Genomic DNA, 19,909 nt, shown 5'->3' on the forward strand with positions numbered 1-19,909 from the left:
AAAGCCATGCGAATCGGAATGTCAACCGCGTGTTTCTACCCGCAGCCGCTGGAAGAGGCCCTGCCGATTATCGCCGGGCTGGGCGTGCGTGCGATTGAAATTTTTTTCAATACCGAAAGCGAATTTCAGCCGCGCTTTTATGAGGCGCTGGGAGCGCAGGCGCGCAGTCTGGGGCTGGATGTGATATCCGTGCATCCCTATACTTCGCTGATGGAAGGGATGCTGCTGTTTTCCGATTATGCGCGTCGCACAGAGGATGGACTGATGCAGTATCAGCGGTATTTTGAGTGTACGGCAGCGCTAGGGGCGCGGTTTTTGACCTTTCACGGGGAACGCCATATGGGGCAGCAGGATGATCCGGCACACTGGGAGCACAAATGCGAGGTTTATCAGCGGCTTTGTGAAATCGGCACAGCCTGCGGCGTGACACTTGCACAGGAAAATGTCGCATGGTGCCGGTCGCGCGACCCGGCGTTTATCCATGCTCTGTACCGCGATGTGCCTGCGCTGCACTATACGTTAGATGTCAAACAGGCATATCGTGCCGGACAGAGCTGGAAGGCGTTTATGGATGCAATGGGAGAGCGGCTGGTCAACGTGCATATCAACGACTTCTCTGCTGAGCAAAGTTGCCTGATGCCCGGTGAAGGCATCATGGATTATGCGGATTTCTTCTCGCGGCTGCGTATGAAAGGGTATGACGGTCATACCATCATTGAGGTTTATCGAACCAACTTTGATGCACCGGAGGAGCTGGAACGTGCGGTGCGTACGCTGAGCCGGTTTGCATCGGTATAAAACAGGAAAAGAGGGACGCAGATTAGGGTGTGTCGATTGACTTTATACCACAAGCGGTGGTATAATAAGGGAAAATACAGGACTGTATACCGGTTTGCAAGGGGGAAACGCAATGAAATGTCCGTTTTGCGGGTTTGATGACAGCAAGGTAGTCGATTCCCGACCGACTGATGAGGGAACAAGTATTCGCCGCCGCCGAGAATGTCTCAAATGTCTCAAGCGTTTTACCACCTATGAAACCGTGGAGCGGATGCCGCTGATGCTGGTCAAGCGTGACGGTACGCGGCAGGCCTATGACCGGCAGAAACTGCTGGGCGGCCTCATGAAAGCGTGTGAAAAACGACCGGTATCGCTCATTCAGCTTGAGCAAATCGTGGATAACGTTGAGCAGCGTGTTTTTGGCTCTCTGGAAACCGAAGTGTCCAGCAAGGAGATTGGCGAACTGGTGATGGAGCAGCTGCGCAAGGTCGATGAGGTGGCCTATGTGCGCTTTGCGTCTGTCTACCGGCAGTTTAAGGATATCAACACCTTTATGGAGGAGCTGAATACTCTGCTCAAGGATAAGTGATTGTTAACCTCCCTCACAAAACCGGCATAATGTCCGGGAAAAAAGCGCATAAACCGGGAAAAGAAGAACGAGGACTCAAGGCATGGAAAGTGCTTTGGGTCTTTTTTGTTGCGCAAAAATGGCTTGAAAAGGGGGATAAAAGTTCTGAAAATGAGAAAGTAGGGAAACGGGGGAAAAGAAAAAATGTCGATTTTAGAGAGATTTTCGGTCTGTTTTAGGTAAGACGGAATGGAAAAGGGAGGAATTGGAGCAGATCGAACGGAATGGGGTTGGAATGGATAGAGAATGGATGAGAATGGGACAAATGGGGCGCATTTGGTATAGAAAAGTTTCGAACTTCGCGTCACACAATTATTCGGAGTTTACAGTTCCTTACAGATATTGGACGGGATTCATGAGAAAAATCCGGCTCAAACGGCCAAAATAGTGCGTTTTTCATGGAAAAATTGCTTGTTTTTGCAGGGATAATAACAGGGAGTTTAAGGATAATTGCAATTATGCGAAGATTTTCAAGATGGATAGAGAAAAAGAAATAGTAAAAATATTTTGTATTTGAGGCTGAAACACTGGTTTAAGGGGAGTTTGTATAGTCAAAAATTCGGAAATTCATTTTTCGTAAATAACGGATTTATGCGGAGATTTTGAAGGCAAAACGCAAAAAGCTCAGCGCAATTCAAAGAATTAACCGAAGATTTTGTGTTCCAGAGGAGGGTGCGTTATGGAAAAGCAAGGCAAACGAACAAGGGAAATTTGCTTTTACAGCCAAAAGAACCAAGCGATGTGCAGTGTTCACTCGGCCGGTGCGCGGGACTACACCAAATGGTTGGAGGAACGCGAGGATGTGCGCGGCTATGAAGCCAATATTGCTTGGGACACCGCCTTTCTCAGTCGGATTGATCGCGTGGATATTCGTGGTTCTTACCTCACTACGGACTGGACAAGCGATTTCAAGCTGTTCTTCACAGACGGACATATCGGCATCCGGGAGATGATCCTGAAACGGAAGTTACATGAGCGCGCCTATGTGGAAAAGCTGGAGCTGTCCCGTCGGTACTGGAAAGCACAGGGCATCGAGGATTGGAAACTGGTAATGGAGGAATGAGCATGTTTATCAAGGTGCTGGAGGAGATCTACCATGTGCTGCGACAGGAAACAGACGGCTGCTGGGTGATCCGGTTCGAGAATCCGCAGCGACCGCAGTTTCTGTCTGCTGCACAGATGGAGGTCTGTCAGCGTGTGCCTGCTCCCAAACGGTATCTGCAAAGCACAGACCACAAGCGCAAACCAACCGAATCTGAGCGCAAAAAACTGGCTATGCTACAACCGATGATTGATGATCTGTACTGCATTTCAGATTACAAACGGCGGAAGGAATTATCGGAGCAGATCGCAGAAAAGCACCATACCACACCGAGACGGATCTACCAGCTATATCTGCTGTATCTGGCGCAGGACAGCCTGATGCCAAAACCGAGAGCGACTTGTTCGGGTGAGCAAACCGATATTCAGCGTATCTTCCAGCAAGCCATAGAAACGCTGTACTACTCTGCCAAGCGTCCGTCCTTGCGGTCGGTGTACGACTGCATGCTGCTTGAGCACTTTACGGATGATAACGGCAAACTGTTGGAGGGCCATCCTACATGGAGCAGCTTCCGGCAGTATTACTACTCGCACGGCTTGCACAAGGGCAGCCAGAAGCAGATCAGCAGGGAGGGCCTGACCAACTACCAGCGCAACCACCGGATGCTGTTCGGCAACGCACAGAACTGGAAAAGCCAGATCGGGTGCTATCAGATGGATGCCACGCAGGGAGACCTCTATCTGGTGTCCAGCCTTGACCCAAACACCGTGATCGGCAGGCCAAACCTGTATCTGGCGGTCGATACGGTCACCGGTCTGATCGCCGGATTTTACGCAGGGATGGAAGCCGGAGAGCAGGCGGTGTTGTACTGTATAGCCAACGCTGCGCAGGACAAGGTAAAGTTCTGTGCCAAGTACGGCATCACGATCACCGCAGACCAATGGCCGAGCACAGGACTGCCGGGAGAGATCGTTACAGACCGTGGCCGGGAGTTTTGCGGGTCGCGAATTGACGTCCTCTGTAAACGGTATGGCATCGAACGCGAAAGCCTGCCTCCTTTTAGACCAGACCAAAAGGGACTTGTCGAAAAGAGCTTTGGACTCATTCAAAACAGCTATACTTCTGCTTTGCGAGGAAAGGGCATGATTGAAGCAGATGCACAGGAACGCTGGGCGACTGATTACCGCAAGCAGGCATCGCTTACCTTAAACGATTACATCAAGCTGCTGATCCATACGATCGTTTATCTCAACAGCGCAAGGGTACTGAAAAACTATCCACTCACAGACGAGATGCTGCGCGACCATGTGACACCAACGGCATCAGGATTGTGGCACTGGTTTACCGAGATGGGACGGAGCACTCTTCTGGTGTTGGAGGAACAGGAGTATTCCATGTTAGCCCTGTCTCAAGGAGAAGCTACTGTAGACCGGCATGGGGTTCGGTTCCGTGGCTTCCACTATGGTGCACCGGCATTTCGCAGTCTGCTGGAAAAGCTGAGGAACAGCAAGGTAACAGTGGCATACGACCCGGAGCGCACCGATCTTTTGTATCTGGTGCAGGATGACGAGTATATGAGATTGCCGCTGACCAAAGCGTGCAGTCGGTACCGCAGCCAGTCCTATACCGAAGCACAGCAATACCGTGCCGCAGAGCAGGACGCGAAGCAGCAGTGCAGCGCAGCCGAAACGCAGGCTCGGGTCGATCTGATGCGGGACATCCAGACTATCACAACCAAACGATAAAAGGAGGAAAGCACCATGTCGGACAATCCTTATCTGGACAGCGTACCAGAAGAGCTGAGCAAAGCGGACTTCGTACAGCAAATCAAAAGCACACCCGATTTTGCAGGTGTGCCGATGAACAACCGCATCGCCAAACTGGGTGAGCTGTTTGTGCCGATGGATTACATGTGCACGGTCTATGATCTGCTGCTTCGCGCAATCCGCACCACCTATCTGACCATAACCATGCTGGACACGATCCGCCAGATACAGGGGCTGCGGGAGGAGAGCGTTGCCAGCTTCGCAACCGAGGCGGAGAGCGGTTCGATTCTGGGCATTCCCGGCGTTGGCAAGAGCTCGACGGTCCGGCGGTGCTTGTCCCTTATTCCTCAGTGCGTGACCCACAGCGAATACAACGGCAAACCATTCTACAAAAAGCAGATCCTGCATCTGTTTGTCGAGTGCCCGTCCGACTGCTCGGTGAAAACACTGGCATACAGCATCATTGCAGCGGTAGACCGTGCGATTGGTTCGGAGTATTTTCGCTTTGCTGCCAAACAGAGCCGGTTGTCTGCCAGTGCGCTCGTGACGCAGGTGAAAATCATCTGCCTGAACCATGCGGTTGGTGTGATCGTGGTCGATGAGATCCAGAACGCCATTCAGACGGCGGTGCATAACAAGCAGGTAAGACCGCTTATCAAGTTTCTGGTGGAGCTGGTCAACGAAACCTGCACCAGCATTTACTTTATCGGGACCTCGGAGGCAGAACAGCTGTTTTGTCAGCAGGAGCATTTGCAGCGCCGCACCCGGGGACTTCGGCTTTTGCCATTGCGTCCGGATGCAGGATACCGTCAGTTTCTCGAGCAGATCTGGCAGTTTCAGATCACGGAAACATACATGCCGCTCACCGACCGTGTGGCTAATCTGATCTATGATCACTCCGGCGGGATTCCGTCTTACATCATGCAGATTTTCCAGCAGGGGCAGGCACAGACCATTCAAGCCGGGAGGGAGCAGATGGATGAAAAGCTGCTCAAACAGGGCATCGAACTGCTCAACCTGAGTGTGCCTAAGAAGTTCCCGACCGGGATATCGCTTTCGGATTTTACGGTGTCCAAGGTTGTAAGCGAGCCTGCCGCACTTCCGGAGCAGCCAGTTCAGAAGGAGCCGCAGGAGATGCCTCGTCTGTACGCCAACCCTCGAGGTCGCAAAGCCGTGAGCAGAAACAATCTGGATTTGATTGAACTGTGGAAGCGCAAGCAGGAGACAGAGAAAATCGTACAGGGTATGGAGAACTTGGGATTGATAGAAAGGGGATTGCCATGATCGGCTTCTTTCCGCAGCTATATCCGGATGAATTATGGTACAGCGTGATCATGCGCTACCATCTGCACGCCGGGATCGCCTACTGGTCTGATACGTTGCAGCTGTTGTTTCCGGATTGCCGGACCTATCCCAAAGTGGGGGAGCTGCTGCCCAATACAACGATGCAGCAATTACAGCGTGTGTTGCCGGAGGGGACACTCGATTTAAGGGAGCTGGCATTGCATCATTCCCTGTTTCGGTTCCGGCTGTTGTTTTTACCCTATGAGCGGAAAAAAGACTTGCTGGATGGATTCTGCGAGGGACAGGACATTGCACCATCCTTGTTGACCATCCGCAAGAAACTGCATGAGCATCCGCTTCGGTTTTGTCCGCTTTGCGCGCAGGAGGACAGGGAACAGTATGGAGAAGCCTACTGGCACACGGAACACCAGATCGATTTGCTGCCGCTCTGTCCCAAGCATCATTGCCGCCTGAGGGAAGCTGACCAAAAGAGGACGATGGTGCTGAGCCGGCAGTTGGTGACCATCCCGCCCGATGAGATACAGCCAGACTGCCATGCAACGGATGCAGAACTTACCTTGACCGAGTTGCTGCACCGGTGGTATCAGTTTCCGCTCGAAAGACAGGCAAACCGGAACAGTGATAATCTCGACCGTGCGGCGGAGAATGCGGGCCTGTTGGGGGATGGGAACGTCAACCGCTTGGCATGGGATAAGGAAAAGACCTATGCACGCTTGGTCGAGACATTCGGACAGCAGACTGTGCAGGAGGTATTCGGGCTGCACTTGACGACGGCACATTTGAGACGGCTTCGCAAGCTCGAGATCGCCCACACCGAGGAGTATGCGTTGCTCTGTACCTTGCTGGGTCTGGATGCAGAAAGCCTGTTTACGGACAAGATCATCCCGCTGCACTTACAGGAGCAGATGCAAGCACTCGCGCGGCAGGATCGGCAATACAGCAAGCAGGGCATCGCAGAACAGCTTGGCATTCAGGTGGGGCAGGTTGCCTCCTATGCGGCTCGTTTTGGCATCGCACCATTTTGGGTACAGAGCGGCAGTCCGGTGGCAGCAGATGCACGGAAGGAGTACACAGTTACAATTCACTTGAGCGAAACGGAAAAGCAGGAATTGGATGACTATATGCAGCAGCATCATTTTTCTGCCTACAGTCATGTACTGCGGCAATTTATGATGCAGGGGTTAAAGACGGAAGAGAAGGGATGAGTATGAAATACGGATATGTTCGATGCTCAACCAATGAGGAGCGGCAGGATATTGGACGACAGGTGCGTGAGTTGGTGCAGATGGGGATTCCAAAGGAGAACATCTTTCTGGAATACGAGTCCGGCGTGAAAACGGACCGGGTTCAGCTGAATCGGCTGCTGTCCATGGTACAACCCGGGGATGAGATCGCCACGACCGAGGTCAGCCGACTGACTCGATCGACCCGCCAGCTTTGTGATTTGATTGCCTTTACCGAGCAGCATAAGCTTCGGTTGGTTATCAAGGGTTCGCTGACGATCGACTGTACCGGTGGAGAAATGGATCCGATGACCAAGGCCTTCCTTCAGATCGCAGGTGTATTTGCAGAGTTGGAACGCAATATCATTTCCGCCCGGGTTAAGAGTGGAATGCGAAATGCCGCTGCAAAAGGGGTTCAGTTGGGCAGACCCAAGCTCACCTTTGAACGCATTTCGGATCGATTCCTGCGGTACTATGCGCTGTATCAAGCACAGGGCCTGACCGTTTCGGAGTTGGCTCGTTTGGCTGGGGTGAGCCGGATGACCGTGTATCGGTATTTACAGCTGATAGAACAGCAAACACATTGAAAAATGATACGCTCAAAAAATTTTAGCGCCTTCTTATGAAAAATTTCATAGGAGGGCGCTTTTTTAATTCCTGTTCGATAGTATTTTACTTTTTTGAACATTTTTGTTCGAAATATAATCATTGTGTTATAAAATGGAAATTTTATCGAATTTTTTTGATAACATTAAGATAAAGGTAATAAATGGAAAAATAACTCAAAATTCTTGTCAAGCGAAAAACTTGCATTTTTTGATACGAAAAAACTTGACAGCTATTTTGAATGGGGGTAACTTATAAATAAGGGATTGAATTACTCAATGGGTAATTCTGTCCTTTTTTTTTCGTCTAAATTTGTGCTACATATAAGGCAGATTATCTCATTGAAAAATTACAGGAGGTGGGACCTAAAAGTAAACTTTTAAAAAATATTTTTGATGATGATGTGCAGCACTTGTCATCCAAAAATACATACAGCATAGTCCCGACAATAGTTTGGGAGTAAAGTGTCCTCAAATCGTAGCAAAGGAGGCTTTTATGTCTAATACAAACAATTATAACTATAGCAATATCCCTGAGAAATTGCGTCAATTGAAACAGTGGGTTGTGCACCGTGGCAAGAAACCATTTAATCCGCATACTGGAGTAATGGCTAAGTCCAATGATCCAGAATCTTGGGTCACGTTTGATGAGGCAGTCCAGGCTGTGAAAACTAAAGGTTATGATGGTATCGGTTTTATGTTTTCAAAGGACAGCGGATTGCTGGTTATTGATTTGGACACCGTCTATGATCCTAAGACGGGTACAATGGATGAAGTCGCTCGGAATATAATTATAAGCGTTAATTCGTATACTGAATTTTCTCAATCTGGATATGGTTTTCATATCATTGCTTACGCAAGGAATATCAACCTTAATTGGCATCGGAAGAAGCTGGGGGATAACGGAATTCAACGTCTGGATATCGACAAAGCAACCGGAGAAGTTAAAACTACAGCGGATGGCAGGCCCCTCTATAAAATGCCGGAAATCGAGATGTATACGAGTAGTCAGTATGTGATCCTGACGGGTTCTGTGTATGAAGAGCACAATACGATCCATGATGCAACCGTGGCTGTTACTGAAATTCAAGCACAGTTTTCCGACAATAACTGCGCAATGACAACTACTAAAAAGCAAACGAAATTATTGCTCAACAATGATGCCGTTGCTGTCAGCAAAGATACTTCCGATCCTATGGCAGATGATAATTTTCCGCTTTCCAGTGAGGCACGTGATGTCTTTACAGCAGCTATATTCGCCAAGAATCATGAGAAATTTCTCAACCTCTATCAGAAAGAGCTCAATGATAGCCATGACTGGAGTTCCTCGGATATGTCATTATGCTGTATACTTGCGCACTTTACAAAAGATCCTCATATTATCGATGAAATTTTCCGCACATCGAAGCTGATGCGCCCAAAATGGGATGAACTGCACGGAAACAGCACATACGGTGCGCACACTATTCATAAAGCAATCGATTTTATACTTTCCCGTGAACAGACTGTTGTTAAATCCACGACGCAAAAAGTGGTAGCACAATCTCAGGAAACTGTCATCCCGGTATCATCTTCCTCGCAGGTCACTGCTACTCGCGAAACTGTGACTACGCAGACGCCTGAATCTGCTGGAGTATCAACTGCGCAGATGGATAAACCTCGGGAAGCACCGCCTGCCCAGACGGTTCAGTCTCAGGAAGCACTGTCCTGTCCGTTGACGGCATCGCAGGAAATTCGCTCCCCTCAACAGATTGTGGCAGTAGAAGTTGCGCCTAAGAAGCTTCCACCGGAAAAGGTAGAAGCAGTTGTTTCGATTTCATCTCAAAAGACTGTGCAAGTCTCTGAACAGTATCATCCAATTGACCTCCAGCGGAGGATTTCCAATATTATTGCACTGAAGCGGCTGCCCCTTCCTACAGAAAATCTGGATGCAGCAACATTATTCGGTGTACTTTTTGGTTCTGTATGTAAATTTGTCTGCGAAACCGGTGAATGGCTCTATTATAATGGTACGAAATGGGAGAAGAATGAATTCAAGGTGCGCAGTCTACTTCAAGATATCGCTTATGCGATTGATGGCTTGGCAAACAGCATTACAGATGATATCTCTAAGGGTGTAGCGCATGAATGCGCTAAAAAATGGAAGAATAATAGATTCCGTCAGGCTATTCTCAAGGATGCGGAAACTCTCCCTGAATGTGCTATTCGCTATGATGAGCTGAATCATAATCCCTACTTGTTCAATGTGCAAAATGGAACGATCAATTTATGTGATGGCACTTTTCAGAATCATAATCCGGAAGACTATATTACATATTGCGCTGATGTAATCTATGATCCTGACGCACATTCAGAGAAATGGGACAAGTTCCTGCATCAGATCTTTGATGATAATGAAGAGCAGATTACTTTTGTTCAGTCTATTTTGGGGTATATGCTGTATGGTAAGGCCCCGGAAGAATGCTTTTTCTTGTTTAAGGGTGTAACACGGGCTGGGAAGGGAACTTTGATCTCTACGGTGCAGAAGGCGATGGGTGATTATGTAAAAATCCTGAGTGCTGATGCTCTTGCGAGTACCAAGCAGCTGAATCCTGACAAGCCTACAGAATCTTTTGCGCGCTTGGCAAGCGCTCGTATGGTAATCGTTCACGAACCTGATCAACGTTTAAGGCTTAACAGCAGTCTTATTAAAACGATCACTGGAAACGATACACTTGTGGCACGCTTTCTTTATGGTCATTTTGTCGAATTTACCCCGGATTTTAAACTTGTTATTGTTTCGAACCATTATCCCCGTATCGATGATAAAAGCATTTTTGATTCTGATCGTCTCCAGCTGGTAAACTTTAATCATCACTTTAACAAAAACGAACAGGATAAATCATTAAAGAGTACGTTAACCTCGCCAAAGGAATTATCGGCAGTATTAAATTTTATGCTCGCAGGTTGGTTCCAGTACAAGAAAAACGGCCTCGTAGTGCCGGAAAGCAATCAGAAGAATGTAAGGCAGTTGCAGGAAGATAACGATAGAATCGGAAGCTTTATCAACGATGAGTTGGAGTACAATGAGTCGACGGATTTAAAGGCGATGGCTGTATATCATCAGTATGAAGTTTGGTGTAAAGATCGAAATTATTACGCTGACAACTATCAGTTGTTCCTCCAGCAGTTGGATTCGCGCGGACTTGTGCGTCGCAACACTCGTATTAGAGGCAACGGTAGAGCTGGCTCCCCGACCACAATCATTCGGAATTATTGTTTCCGTAGAAATACCCAGAGCAATCAAACGGCTTAATCCGTAGTTTGTCAATACAGTATGGCGATAGATAAATATAATGCACTCTCTTGTGAGGGGAGAAAGATCAAATTTCCACTCCCACATACGGAAGTGCGTCGTACATATTTTATTGTTACAACAATCAGTGTATAAATCTTTTCAATGAAATCGGAAGGCTACACGCGAAGTTGAACCAACTCCCAATCAACAAATCGACTGCCTTCCGATTTATGAATCAATCAAACATAACATTACTGTGATTCCAACTAAAGTATTATTTGCTATCTACCATATCAACTGCGAATTCGTGATACAACCCAGAGAGCAGTTGATCTTGTAACATCATTTTGCATAAATCATTTGACTATCGATAATTGATTCACCAAGTAGCAGAGTGCTGTGACATCCGCTCAGAAACATATCTTGTGGCAGAAGTATTCTTCTGCTCCACAGCACTCTTTGTTGTGTAACACATGAATTACTACTGAAACGATACTCGATTCACGAGGAAGGTGGGAGATGCCTACATCAGTACTCTCTTACCACGGGGAAGAGGGGGTAGTAGGTGTAGTACCTGCATCAGCACTCCCTCACCACAGGGGAGGGAGGGGGGTGTAGTAGGTGTAGTAGCTACATTAGCACTCTCTCACCACGGGGAGGAGAAGGGTGGGAGCATTTGCATTAAGAACTCTTCTATCAGAACAGAGAAAGCGTAAGTAGTAGGTGTGGTAATACTTCTGTTCTGGATGTGAAATATCGGGTACTACATCTACTACACCTACTACACCGTATATGAGTATTCAGAGAGATATTCTCTCCCCGCCTGTGTCTTAAGTAATGTCCTTCAAAACATCCCCCCCTCATCCCCCCGTGGCTCGGTAATCTGCCCTCAAAGTATCGAAAGAGGTGAGATATAAAAATTATGTTTAACGCGAATGATAAGAAACCAGAGTTTAGGCCCTCGAATCTGAATCCTGTAATGCAAGAGGGCGTCTGTTTGGCCAAGGTGATTCGAGTGCAAGAAAAACCGAGTGCCGTACTTATTTCTTACGAATTTGCAGCAGGTCCGAACGTAGGATGGGCGACGAAGGTTTTTCGGTATACTGGAACTTGGTTATTTCGCCAGAGGATCGATCTTGCGCATGGAAAACAGATTTTGAATATATTTTTTGATGCAGTCAAGCAGGAAACGCCGAACCGGACCATCGCAACCTTGAAACAAACCGAAGGCTGCTTTGTTTGTGTTGACGTTGCATGGGGACAATACAACGGACGGTGTTACCCGCGGGTTCGGCGTATACTGCCCGCGAAAAAGTTTCGACCGACTCCTCGTGACATGCGCGTCGGAACTGAAAGTTGGGCTAAAGGAAGCGACGATGTCAATCGCGCAGTAATGCAGGCATTTTATTCTGCATGTCCAATATTATTGGCAGATACTCAGGAGAGGCTTTCTCCTATGGTAGAGTACTGTGCAAACCATAATATTTGCATTATCCCGGTTTCCGGTATGCCGGGAGATTACATGCGCCCCAACGGCAAGATTGTCGTCGATCGAAAAGATTCTCTGGCAGAATTATATCATAATTTTTCAAACAGTAGAGCTTGTTTATCATACGCTGTTGCAGCACAACTTGCAGAAGCACAGGATAAATCGCTGGTATTTATTACGGCTGTCGATCCGCAGGATCAGGTACAAGGGCTTCGTGATTTGATCCGGTGGGACGGCATGCTCCCTGATGGCACTGTTATTCATGGAGAAACAATGATGCGGCAGATTCGTCAATATATGTTTCCGTTTCACCATGTCCGCTTTATGTTTGTGCCTCGGGAAAAACAGTGTGAAGTGATTTGGAAAACAGTTCAGTTGGATCGGATCGCTTAGCATAGGAAAATGTTCTATATCAAATAGCAACTGTTTTGCGAGACAAATCCAAGGGGTTATTTAGCCATGAAAAAAACCGCTAAATCGGCGGGTTTGGTATCGAAAATAAAGATGGCCCTTTTCGTTACAAATGCGAGGTAAGAGTCAGATAGATCTGGGAGAACTGATTGCTTTACGCCCACGCAGCCAGCAGCAGGAGGCCTCGGATATTGCAGTAATTGATCGTGTCCCGGTTAAGACCGCTCTCATCGATGAGAACGCTGCCGATTCAAACTTTATCACAAAGAATTTTAATAAAAGGCAAATGATCTTTAGTAAAGAATGTAATTGTGATAAGGAATGCGCTATTATATACTTGTTTTAGATAAATGACATACTGGAAAGCGTTCGAGCGGGAATATTGGCTTCAAAGAGAAATATGCTTGCTGATACATAGAACAAAGGGAGAAGGTGCGTGTCTTGCATAAGGATGATGATACACGCTGCATGATGAAACAGCTGTCCAATGCTGAAAGCAATCTTATTAGCCTGAAGAACGGTTTTCCACAGCGATCTGTCCTATATTATGGCGCAAAAGGCGTTGGCAAAACTGCTTTGCTACATCAGATTGAATTGCTTGTAGAGCAAGTGGGACTTTGGCATTGCTATCTGGACGCTGCCGCAACAACAGACTTCACCAAACAGCTTGTGACGCAGCTCGGTCGGTGCTTTCAAAACAGCTGTATTCAGGAGACCTCAAAAGAACCAGACTATTTTCACGCTTTTTCCGGCGTAGACACGGCTGATTTGACAGAGGACATGGTGCTATACGGTCAGGCAGCTGCGCAAAATAATCAAGGGATCTGCCTTCTTATTGACGATATGCAAGCGTTATTACTGGCAGATCTCAAAGGACTCACCATGGCTCTGCATCGCTGTAACCAGCTTCGCTTGCCGGTCATGCTGTTCGGCGCAGGGGAGCCTGTCCTCCTTCAGACGCTCGGCAAGACATGTTCTTATGCGGAACGATTATTTTCATTTGAAAAACTCTAAAAAGTACAAAAAGCCTGCTATTTCTTTCGAAACAACAGGCTTTTTGTGAAGCTTGCGGCTGGAATAGAACCGATTAGACAAAATGACAGAATATAAGAATAAAAGGCGCTTATGGTTCATCTGACTGATCGGCAACCCAATTGCTGATTCCAAAGAAGCGGTCAAAGAATCCTTTGAGCTTGTCAATCACAGACTGCTTTTTCTTGGCTCTGGTACCGCCACCGCCAAATCGGGACACCGGCGGCATCAGTTTATCGATATCCGTTCCGGTGGTCTTGATCTCGCCATCCCGGAAGGCATTTTCCAAAAACTTGCGGGTTTCCGGTTCGCGGAGCTTTTCGTCCCGGATGATTTGCGTCAGTTCTTTCTCTCGCTCCTCTGCCACAAAACCATGCCACTCTTCCAATACATCCTCCACATCGTTGATGCCGGAAATAAAGGTTTCGATGAGTTGCTTTTTGCTGCGCAGTTCGGGGCTGGCATCTACGGCTTTCTGGATGGTAATAAGGATCTCCTTATCGTCACAATGGGAATCATGGTATTTTTTCACCAACATCAGGATGTAATCGATATTGATCTCGATCTGGCGTATCAGCTCGATCTCAAACACGATATCATCCGTGATATCCTCTTTTTCGCCTTTTGTACGGCGCATCCATTCATCACGGAGGTCCTGATATCGTCCAAGATAATCTTGCAAATCACGTTCAGCGAGCTGTTCTTTTCCTTTAAACTCGTCAAACGAGGAAAGCAAGTTGCGCATCCGCAGAATGGCACCAAACAAAGCAATAAAATCCTTCTGATTTTGTTCGCCTTCGATTTGTGGTGCGGACAGCGGAAATTTTTGCGTCAGCTCTTCGATCATATCTACATAGCCGGGCTTGTCTTTGCCGTCTTGCGTCGTGTAACCATAGTAGTAATCGGCAAATTTGTGGAGCAAGACAATTCCGCCAGCCTCTTTGTCGCCAAACAATGCGATTGCAGCGTCCACGCGCTTTTGCAGGTTTCGGAAGCAGACGATATTGCCAAATGTCTTGATCGAATTCAGAATGCGGTTGGTGCGACTAAATGCTTGGATGAGACCATGCATTTTCAGGTTCTTATCCACCCAAAGGGTGTTCAGCGTAGTCGCATCAAAGCCGGTCAGGAACATGTTGACCACGATCAGCAGATCCAGTTCTTTATTCTTCATTCGCAAGGAAACATCCTTATAGTAGTTCTGGAATCTGTCGCTGTCGGTGGAGTAGTTGGTGTGGAACATCTTGTTATAATCCTGAATCGCAGCATCCAGAAAGTCACGGCTGCTCTGATCCAGCGCGCTGGTGTCTTCGCTATTTTCCTCATCCAGAATCCCATCAGCTTCGCCCTCGTTAGCTCCATAGCTGTAAATCAGCGCCACCCGCAAATGCTTGGTAGGATCGGCTGCCATTTGCTTTTGGAACTCCTGATAGTACAGCTTCGCCATGGGAACCGAAGAAACAGCAAAGATGGAATTAAATCCGCTTATACGCTGCTTATCCTTGATCTCTTCCACCTTATTGTTTTTGCTGGAGGCAACCTCTGCAATGTTGGTGAGCGTGTGAAACCAATAGCTTTTGTCTCCACGATAGGTTTTCTGGTCGAAATGCTCCAGAATGTAGCGGGTCACTAATTCAATTCTCTTGGGAGCCATGTATGCTTTTTCACGGTCGATATCCCAGACACTCTTGTCATCAATATCCGGTTCGGCATCCATGGTTTTGATGTAATCCACTCGGAAAGGCAGTACGTTTTTGTCGTTAATCGCATCCACGATCGTATAGCTGTGGAGCTGATCACCGAAAGTCTGAGCCGTGGTGAAGAATTGCGCTCCGCTGACAGCTCTGGCATTGGCCGCAAAGATGGGTGTGCCGGTAAACCCAAACAGATGGTATTTCTTGAAATTCCTGACGATAGCCGTGTGCATGTCACCAAACTGACTGCGGTGGCATTCGTCAAAAATGATGACCACATGCTTGGTATAAACCGGGTGGTTTTTCTCTTTCTTGATGAAGGTGGACAGCTTCTGAATGGTGGTGATGATAATGTGAGCGTTATCGTCCTCCAGCTGCTTTTTCAAAATGGCTGTAGAGGTATTGCTGTTGGCTGCACCCTTTTCAAAGCGGTCATACTCCTTCATGGTTTGATAGTCCAGATCCTTTCGATCCACCACAAACAGAACTTTGTCTATATAGGACAGTTGTGAAGCAAGCCGTGCCGTTTTGAATGAAGTCAACGTCTTGCCGCTGCCGGTCGTATGCCAGATGTAACCGCCGCCTGCGATCGTACCGTATTTCTTGTAGTTGTTGGCGATCTCGATGCGGTTCAGAATGCGCTCCGTGGCAGTGATCTGGTAGGGACGCATGACCATCAGCATATTTTCCGATGTGAATACACAGTATTTGGTCAACACGTTCAGGAGGGTGTGCTTGGCAAAGAAGGTGCGCGTAAAGTCGATCAGGTCGGGAATCACTTTGTTATTCGCATCTGCCCAGGAGGAAGTAAACTCAAAGCTGTTGCTGGTCTTTTGCTTTTTGACCTTGCCTCTGGCGGCTTCGCGAATGGCATTGAACCGCGTGCTGTTGGAGTAGTATTTGGTGTTGGTCCCGTTGGAGATTACAAAGATCTGTACATACTCGTATAGCCCGCTGCCCGCCCAGAAAGACTCCCGCTGATAACGGTCGATTTGGTTGAATGCCTCTCGGATGGCAACACCCCGGCGTTTGAGCTCGATATGTACCAATGGCAGACCGTTGACCAGCACCGTCACATCATAGCGGTTGTCGTGCTTTGCCCCTTGCTTCTGGCTCATCTCGTATTGGTTGATGACCTGAAGACGGTTGTTATGGATGGTCTTTTTGTCGATCAGAGAAATGTTTTTAGAAGTACCGTCATCCCGACGGAGCACCTGCACAAAGTCCTCCTGAATTTTTCTGGTTTTCTCTACGATGCGCTCGTTGGGATTTGCAATGGCATCAGAGAAGAACCGCTCCCACTCGCTGTCCGTAAACTGGTAGTCGTTTAGGATCTCCAGTTGATGGCGCAGGTTAGCAATGAGGTCAGCCTCCTGATGAATGGCGAGATATTTATAACCTTGCTGAGTGAGCATATGGATGAACTCCTGCTCGAGTGCAGCTTCGCTCTGGTAGCTGTCCGAGCGCTTTGCAACCGGCTCGTAGGAGGTGACAACGGTGTTTTCAGTTGTGGCGGCAACGATATTAAATTGGTTCATTTAAATCCCTTCTTTAAGAGGAAATCTGCGGAAAGGAAAGCAGCTTGTCCCGGTAGTATTCGTACTGCTTGCGGCGGGCTTCTATCTCAGCGGGCAGGCCGCTGGTCAGGTCATTGCAGAGGGCGTCAAAGCGGTCGAGGATGGAGACAATGTGGTGTTGCTCTTCTGGAGAGGGCAATGGAATCGGTATCTTATTTAGATTTTTCTGATTCAATTTGGGCTGTGCGCCTCCAGTAATGTATGGAGATAAATCAATAGAGTTCAAATAGATTTCTACATACCTTCTGGTTTCGTATGTATCAAAACGCAAAACATGAGCATGATTGTTTACCCAGTTTTGCCCGGAAATCGAAAAAGCAATAGGGGTACTTCTGGCTAACAGATTAGCACCATCTTCTGAAATTAGAAGATAATCTCCGTCAAAAATATAATCATCAACATAATCAACAATTCCGGATGCCCCATAGTAGGGATATTTCCCAGCAGTCCGATTGCCACTTGTTACAGGTTTTCTCTGATTATCACAATTTTCTGAGATTTCATTCAGGTAACAGACCTCTGTATCTTCAGCCGTTCTAAATAATTCATCCCGATAATACTCATACTGCTTTTTTCTTGCGGTGAGTTCTGCGGTGAGTTCTGCGGCGAGTTCTGTGGTAAGTTCTGTGAACTGATCCAGAATCCGCACAATTTCCCGCTGAATTTCCATGGGTGGGACAGGTATCAGAATTGCCCTGAAGTCACCACCTGTTAACTTAGGAATATTTCCATGAATTAAAGGAGCGATATTTACTGTTTGAAGAAAATGAAATAAATATCGTAGTAAAACTCCTTTATCCTCCTCAATAATGTGAGCATGATTGTTAACCCATATTTTTCCATCTACCCAATTTACCACCGGTCTCCCTGATGGTGTCACAACGCTTCCATCTTCTCCAACTAACACATACGTTCCATCAAAAATATAATCCGCAACATAATCTTGAATGCCATTTGCACCATAATAAGGGTATTGTCCAGAAACCCGTGCTGCCTTGGTAACGGGTTTTCTTTTTTTATCCAAAATATTACAACAGTGTTCCAAACTTCTATATTCCACCCCATCCGGGCAAAGTTGCTGGATCAGCTTCTCCAACCTGCTCATTCGTCCACCTCGATCTCTGCGATGATCTTATCGATCTCCGCGCGCAGCACTTCCTCCTGGGCCACGATCTGAGCGATCTCGGCGTTGAGCTGAACAATGTCAATCTTCTCCCGGGTATCCTCGGCCTCCACATAGGTGGAAACAGAGAGGTTATATTCCTGCTCTTTGATCTCCTCATAGGCTGCCAGACGGGAGAAGTATTGCTCTTCGGTACGATTTGCGAAGATATCCACAATACGGTCGATGTTCTCCGGGGTCAGCTTATTGTTATTCGTCACCTTGATACACTCTTTGGTGGCATCAATGAACAGGGTTTTGTTATTGGTCTTGTTCTTTTTCAGCACCATGATGCAGGTGGCGATCGACGTACCGAAAAACAGGTTGCTGGGCAGTTGGATTACGCAGTCGATAAAGTTGTTGTCGATCAGATATTTGCGGATCTTTTTCTCTGCGCCGCCCCGGTACAGAATACCCGGAAAACAAACGATCGCTGCTGTGCCATTGGACGCAAGCCAGCTGAGACTGTGCATGATAAACGCCATATCCGCTTTGCTTTTGGGCGCAAGCACACCAGCAGGCGAGAACCGCGGATCGTTGATGAGCAGCGGATTGTCATCCCCGGCCCACTTGATGGAGTACGGTGGATTGGAAACGATGAGCTCAAAGGGCTCATCATCCCAGTGCTGAGGATTGGTCAGCGTATCCTCACAGGCAATATCGAACTTATCAAACCCGATATCATGCAGGAACATATTGATGCGGCACAGGTTGTAGGTGGTAATGTTGATTTCCTGCCCATAAAAGCCGTTGCGCACCGCGTCATGTCCCAGCACCTTTACTGCTTTGAGCAGCAGAGAACCGGAACCGCAAGCAGGGTCGTAAACCTTGTTGACCTCGGTCTTTCCCACGGTCCCCAGACGGGTCAGTAGCTCAGACACATCCGCCGGGGTGAAGAACTCTCCGCCAGACTTTCCGGCGTTGCTGGCGTACATGGTCATCAGATATTCGTAGGCATCACCAAAGGCATCAATGTCGTGATCCTTGACATCACCCAGATTCATGTCGGCCACACCATTGAGGAGCTTGACCAGCTTTTCATTTCGTTTCGCTACCGTTGCGCCCAGCTTGTTGCTGTTGACATCGAAATCGTCAAACAGTCCGGCAAAGCTATTTTCGGACTCGCTGCCCTTGGCGGATTCCTCGATGTGTCGGAACACGGTTTCAAGCGTTTCGTTTAAGTTTTCATCTCCGGCAGCGCGGGCGTGCACATTGCAGAACAGCTCGCTGGGCAGAATGAAAAAGCCTTTTTCTTCGACCAGACCCTCGCGTGCTTCCTCTGCTTCCTCATCAGACATTGCAGCGTAATCAAAATCTTCGTTTCCCGCTTCGATTTCGCCACTGTTGATGTAATTGCACAGATTTTCTGAAATATAACGATAGAACATGGTGCCAAGCACGTAGTTCTTAAAATCCCAGCCATCTACCGCGCCACGAAGTTCATCGGCAATTGCCCAAATGGCACGATGCAGCTCGTCACGCTCCTGCTCTTTTTTCATATCCGGCATATCGTTTCCCCCTATCATAAAAACGCGATGGCAGATATGAAAACAGATCATACCGCTACTATTACATGCGTTTCAAATTACATATCAATATTAGTATATCAAATCTTTGCCTTTTTCGGAAGTAGTGCAATTTGATTGGAAAGAAAGCGAAGTATAGGAGTACAATGCATCTTGGACAGAATAAAGGATAGAACCTCATCAGTTAAAGCTGAATTGCGACACTTAACTTGACAAGATGGGGTCATATCCTTCCTATAATACGGGACATGGTGCATTCGCGCCAGCCACGCTCCAGCTACTTTCCCATGAGACCGCTGGGTTGGCTCTATCTTTTAGAGTTCTCTGTCCAATATGTTTGACAAACCTACAAATCGTGCTGTAAAACTACATGTTTTCTTACGCTGAAATGTTTA

At 47.5% G+C, this 19,909-nt stretch carries 14 protein-coding genes; 11 read left to right on the forward strand and 3 right to left on the reverse strand.

Features of this window, described 5'->3' with window-relative positions:
• Positions 1–6 precede the first annotated feature (6 nt).
• The 11 genes from ACESSO_RS06550 to ACESSO_RS06600 all read left to right on the forward strand — a co-directional run bounded on the left by ACESSO_RS06550 (position 7) and on the right by ACESSO_RS06600 (position 13,537).
• Positions 7–798: a sugar phosphate isomerase/epimerase family protein gene (locus tag ACESSO_RS06550; RefSeq protein ID WP_373164253.1), complete on the forward strand. Its 792-nt coding sequence runs from the start codon at positions 7–9 to the stop codon at positions 796–798.
• A 112-nt stretch (positions 799–910) separates the two neighbouring features.
• The gene (gene nrdR / locus ACESSO_RS06555) at positions 911–1,366 is read left to right on the forward strand and encodes a transcriptional regulator NrdR (RefSeq protein WP_373164254.1); all 456 of its coding nucleotides are present in this window, start codon (positions 911–913) and stop codon (positions 1,364–1,366) included.
• Positions 1,363–1,584 (forward strand): hypothetical protein, encoded by a 222-nt coding sequence (locus ACESSO_RS06560; RefSeq protein WP_373164255.1) that lies wholly within the window; start codon positions 1,363–1,365, stop codon positions 1,582–1,584. Before nrdR ends, ACESSO_RS06560 begins: the two co-directional genes overlap by 4 nt.
• 500 nt (positions 1,585–2,084) lie before the next feature.
• Positions 2,085–2,468 (forward strand): hypothetical protein, encoded by a 384-nt coding sequence (locus ACESSO_RS06565; protein WP_373164256.1) that lies wholly within the window; start codon positions 2,085–2,087, stop codon positions 2,466–2,468.
• A gap of 2 nt (positions 2,469–2,470) precedes the next feature.
• Complete coding sequence (locus ACESSO_RS06570) at positions 2,471–4,192, forward strand: Mu transposase C-terminal domain-containing protein (protein WP_373164257.1); 1,722 nt, start codon at positions 2,471–2,473, stop codon at positions 4,190–4,192.
• A 15-nt stretch (positions 4,193–4,207) separates the two neighbouring features.
• A complete protein-coding gene (locus ACESSO_RS06575; protein ID WP_373164258.1) occupies positions 4,208–5,497 on the forward strand; it encodes an ATP-binding protein in 1,290 nt (429 codons plus the stop codon).
• A complete protein-coding gene (locus ACESSO_RS06580) occupies positions 5,494–6,723 on the forward strand; it encodes a TniQ family protein (RefSeq protein ID WP_373164259.1) in 1,230 nt (409 codons plus the stop codon). The genes ACESSO_RS06575 and ACESSO_RS06580 overlap by 4 nt, the downstream gene beginning before the upstream one ends.
• A gap of 2 nt (positions 6,724–6,725) precedes the next feature.
• Positions 6,726–7,328, forward strand: coding sequence for a recombinase family protein (locus tag ACESSO_RS06585; protein WP_373164260.1), 603 nt, complete (start codon positions 6,726–6,728; stop codon positions 7,326–7,328).
• 514 nt (positions 7,329–7,842) lie between these two features.
• Positions 7,843–10,641, forward strand: coding sequence for a phage/plasmid primase, P4 family (locus ACESSO_RS06590; RefSeq protein ID WP_373164261.1), 2,799 nt, complete (start codon positions 7,843–7,845; stop codon positions 10,639–10,641).
• Between the two features lie 979 nt (positions 10,642–11,620).
• A complete protein-coding gene (locus ACESSO_RS06595) occupies positions 11,621–12,505 on the forward strand; it encodes a hypothetical protein (RefSeq protein WP_373164262.1) in 885 nt (294 codons plus the stop codon).
• 486 nt (positions 12,506–12,991) lie between these two features.
• Positions 12,992–13,537: an ATP-binding protein gene (locus tag ACESSO_RS06600; RefSeq protein ID WP_373164263.1), complete on the forward strand. Its 546-nt coding sequence runs from the start codon at positions 12,992–12,994 to the stop codon at positions 13,535–13,537.
• 109 nt (positions 13,538–13,646) lie between these two features.
• On the opposite strand, the gene ACESSO_RS06605 is transcribed toward ACESSO_RS06600, so the two are convergent.
• From ACESSO_RS06605 to ACESSO_RS06615, 3 genes are read right to left on the reverse strand one after another with little or no spacing between them, the layout of a single operon-like run.
• Entirely contained in the window at positions 13,647–16,787 is a 3,141-nt protein-coding gene (locus ACESSO_RS06605; protein ID WP_373164264.1) for a type I restriction endonuclease subunit R, read from the reverse strand.
• Between the two features lie 13 nt (positions 16,788–16,800).
• Positions 16,801–17,922, reverse strand: a complete 1,122-nt coding sequence (locus ACESSO_RS06610; RefSeq protein WP_373164265.1) for a restriction endonuclease subunit S — start codon at positions 17,920–17,922, stop codon at positions 16,801–16,803.
• A gap of 5 nt (positions 17,923–17,927) precedes the next feature.
• Positions 17,928–19,496, reverse strand: coding sequence for a type I restriction-modification system subunit M (locus ACESSO_RS06615; protein ID WP_373164266.1), 1,569 nt, complete (start codon positions 19,494–19,496; stop codon positions 17,928–17,930).
• Between the last annotated feature and the right edge of the window lie 413 nt (positions 19,497–19,909).

This window comes from Agathobaculum sp. Marseille-P7918 (assembly GCF_964248325.1).
Lineage (GTDB): Bacteria > Bacillota > Clostridia > Oscillospirales > Butyricicoccaceae > Agathobaculum.

Excerpts from the sequence above, each read along its gene's own strand:
- ACESSO_RS06550 (WP_373164253.1), top strand. The coding sequence starts at position 7 with ATGCGAATCGGAATGTCAACCGCGTGTTTCTACCCGCAGCCGCTGGAA.
- nrdR (WP_373164254.1), top strand. The coding sequence starts at position 911 with ATGAAATGTCCGTTTTGCGGGTTTGATGACAGCAAGGTAGTCGATTCC.
- ACESSO_RS06565 (WP_373164256.1), top strand. The coding sequence starts at position 2,085 with ATGGAAAAGCAAGGCAAACGAACAAGGGAAATTTGCTTTTACAGCCAA.
- ACESSO_RS06570 (WP_373164257.1), top strand. The coding sequence starts at position 2,471 with ATGTTTATCAAGGTGCTGGAGGAGATCTACCATGTGCTGCGACAGGAA.
- ACESSO_RS06575 (WP_373164258.1), top strand. The coding sequence starts at position 4,208 with ATGTCGGACAATCCTTATCTGGACAGCGTACCAGAAGAGCTGAGCAAA.
- ACESSO_RS06580 (WP_373164259.1), top strand. The coding sequence starts at position 5,494 with ATGATCGGCTTCTTTCCGCAGCTATATCCGGATGAATTATGGTACAGC.
- ACESSO_RS06585 (WP_373164260.1), top strand. The coding sequence starts at position 6,726 with ATGAAATACGGATATGTTCGATGCTCAACCAATGAGGAGCGGCAGGAT.
- ACESSO_RS06590 (WP_373164261.1), top strand. The coding sequence starts at position 7,843 with ATGTCTAATACAAACAATTATAACTATAGCAATATCCCTGAGAAATTG.
- ACESSO_RS06600 (WP_373164263.1), top strand. The coding sequence starts at position 12,992 with ATGATGAAACAGCTGTCCAATGCTGAAAGCAATCTTATTAGCCTGAAG.
- ACESSO_RS06605 (WP_373164264.1), bottom strand. The coding sequence starts at position 16,787 with ATGAACCAATTTAATATCGTTGCCGCCACAACTGAAAACACCGTTGTC.
- ACESSO_RS06615 (WP_373164266.1), bottom strand. The coding sequence starts at position 19,496 with ATGCCGGATATGAAAAAAGAGCAGGAGCGTGACGAGCTGCATCGTGCC.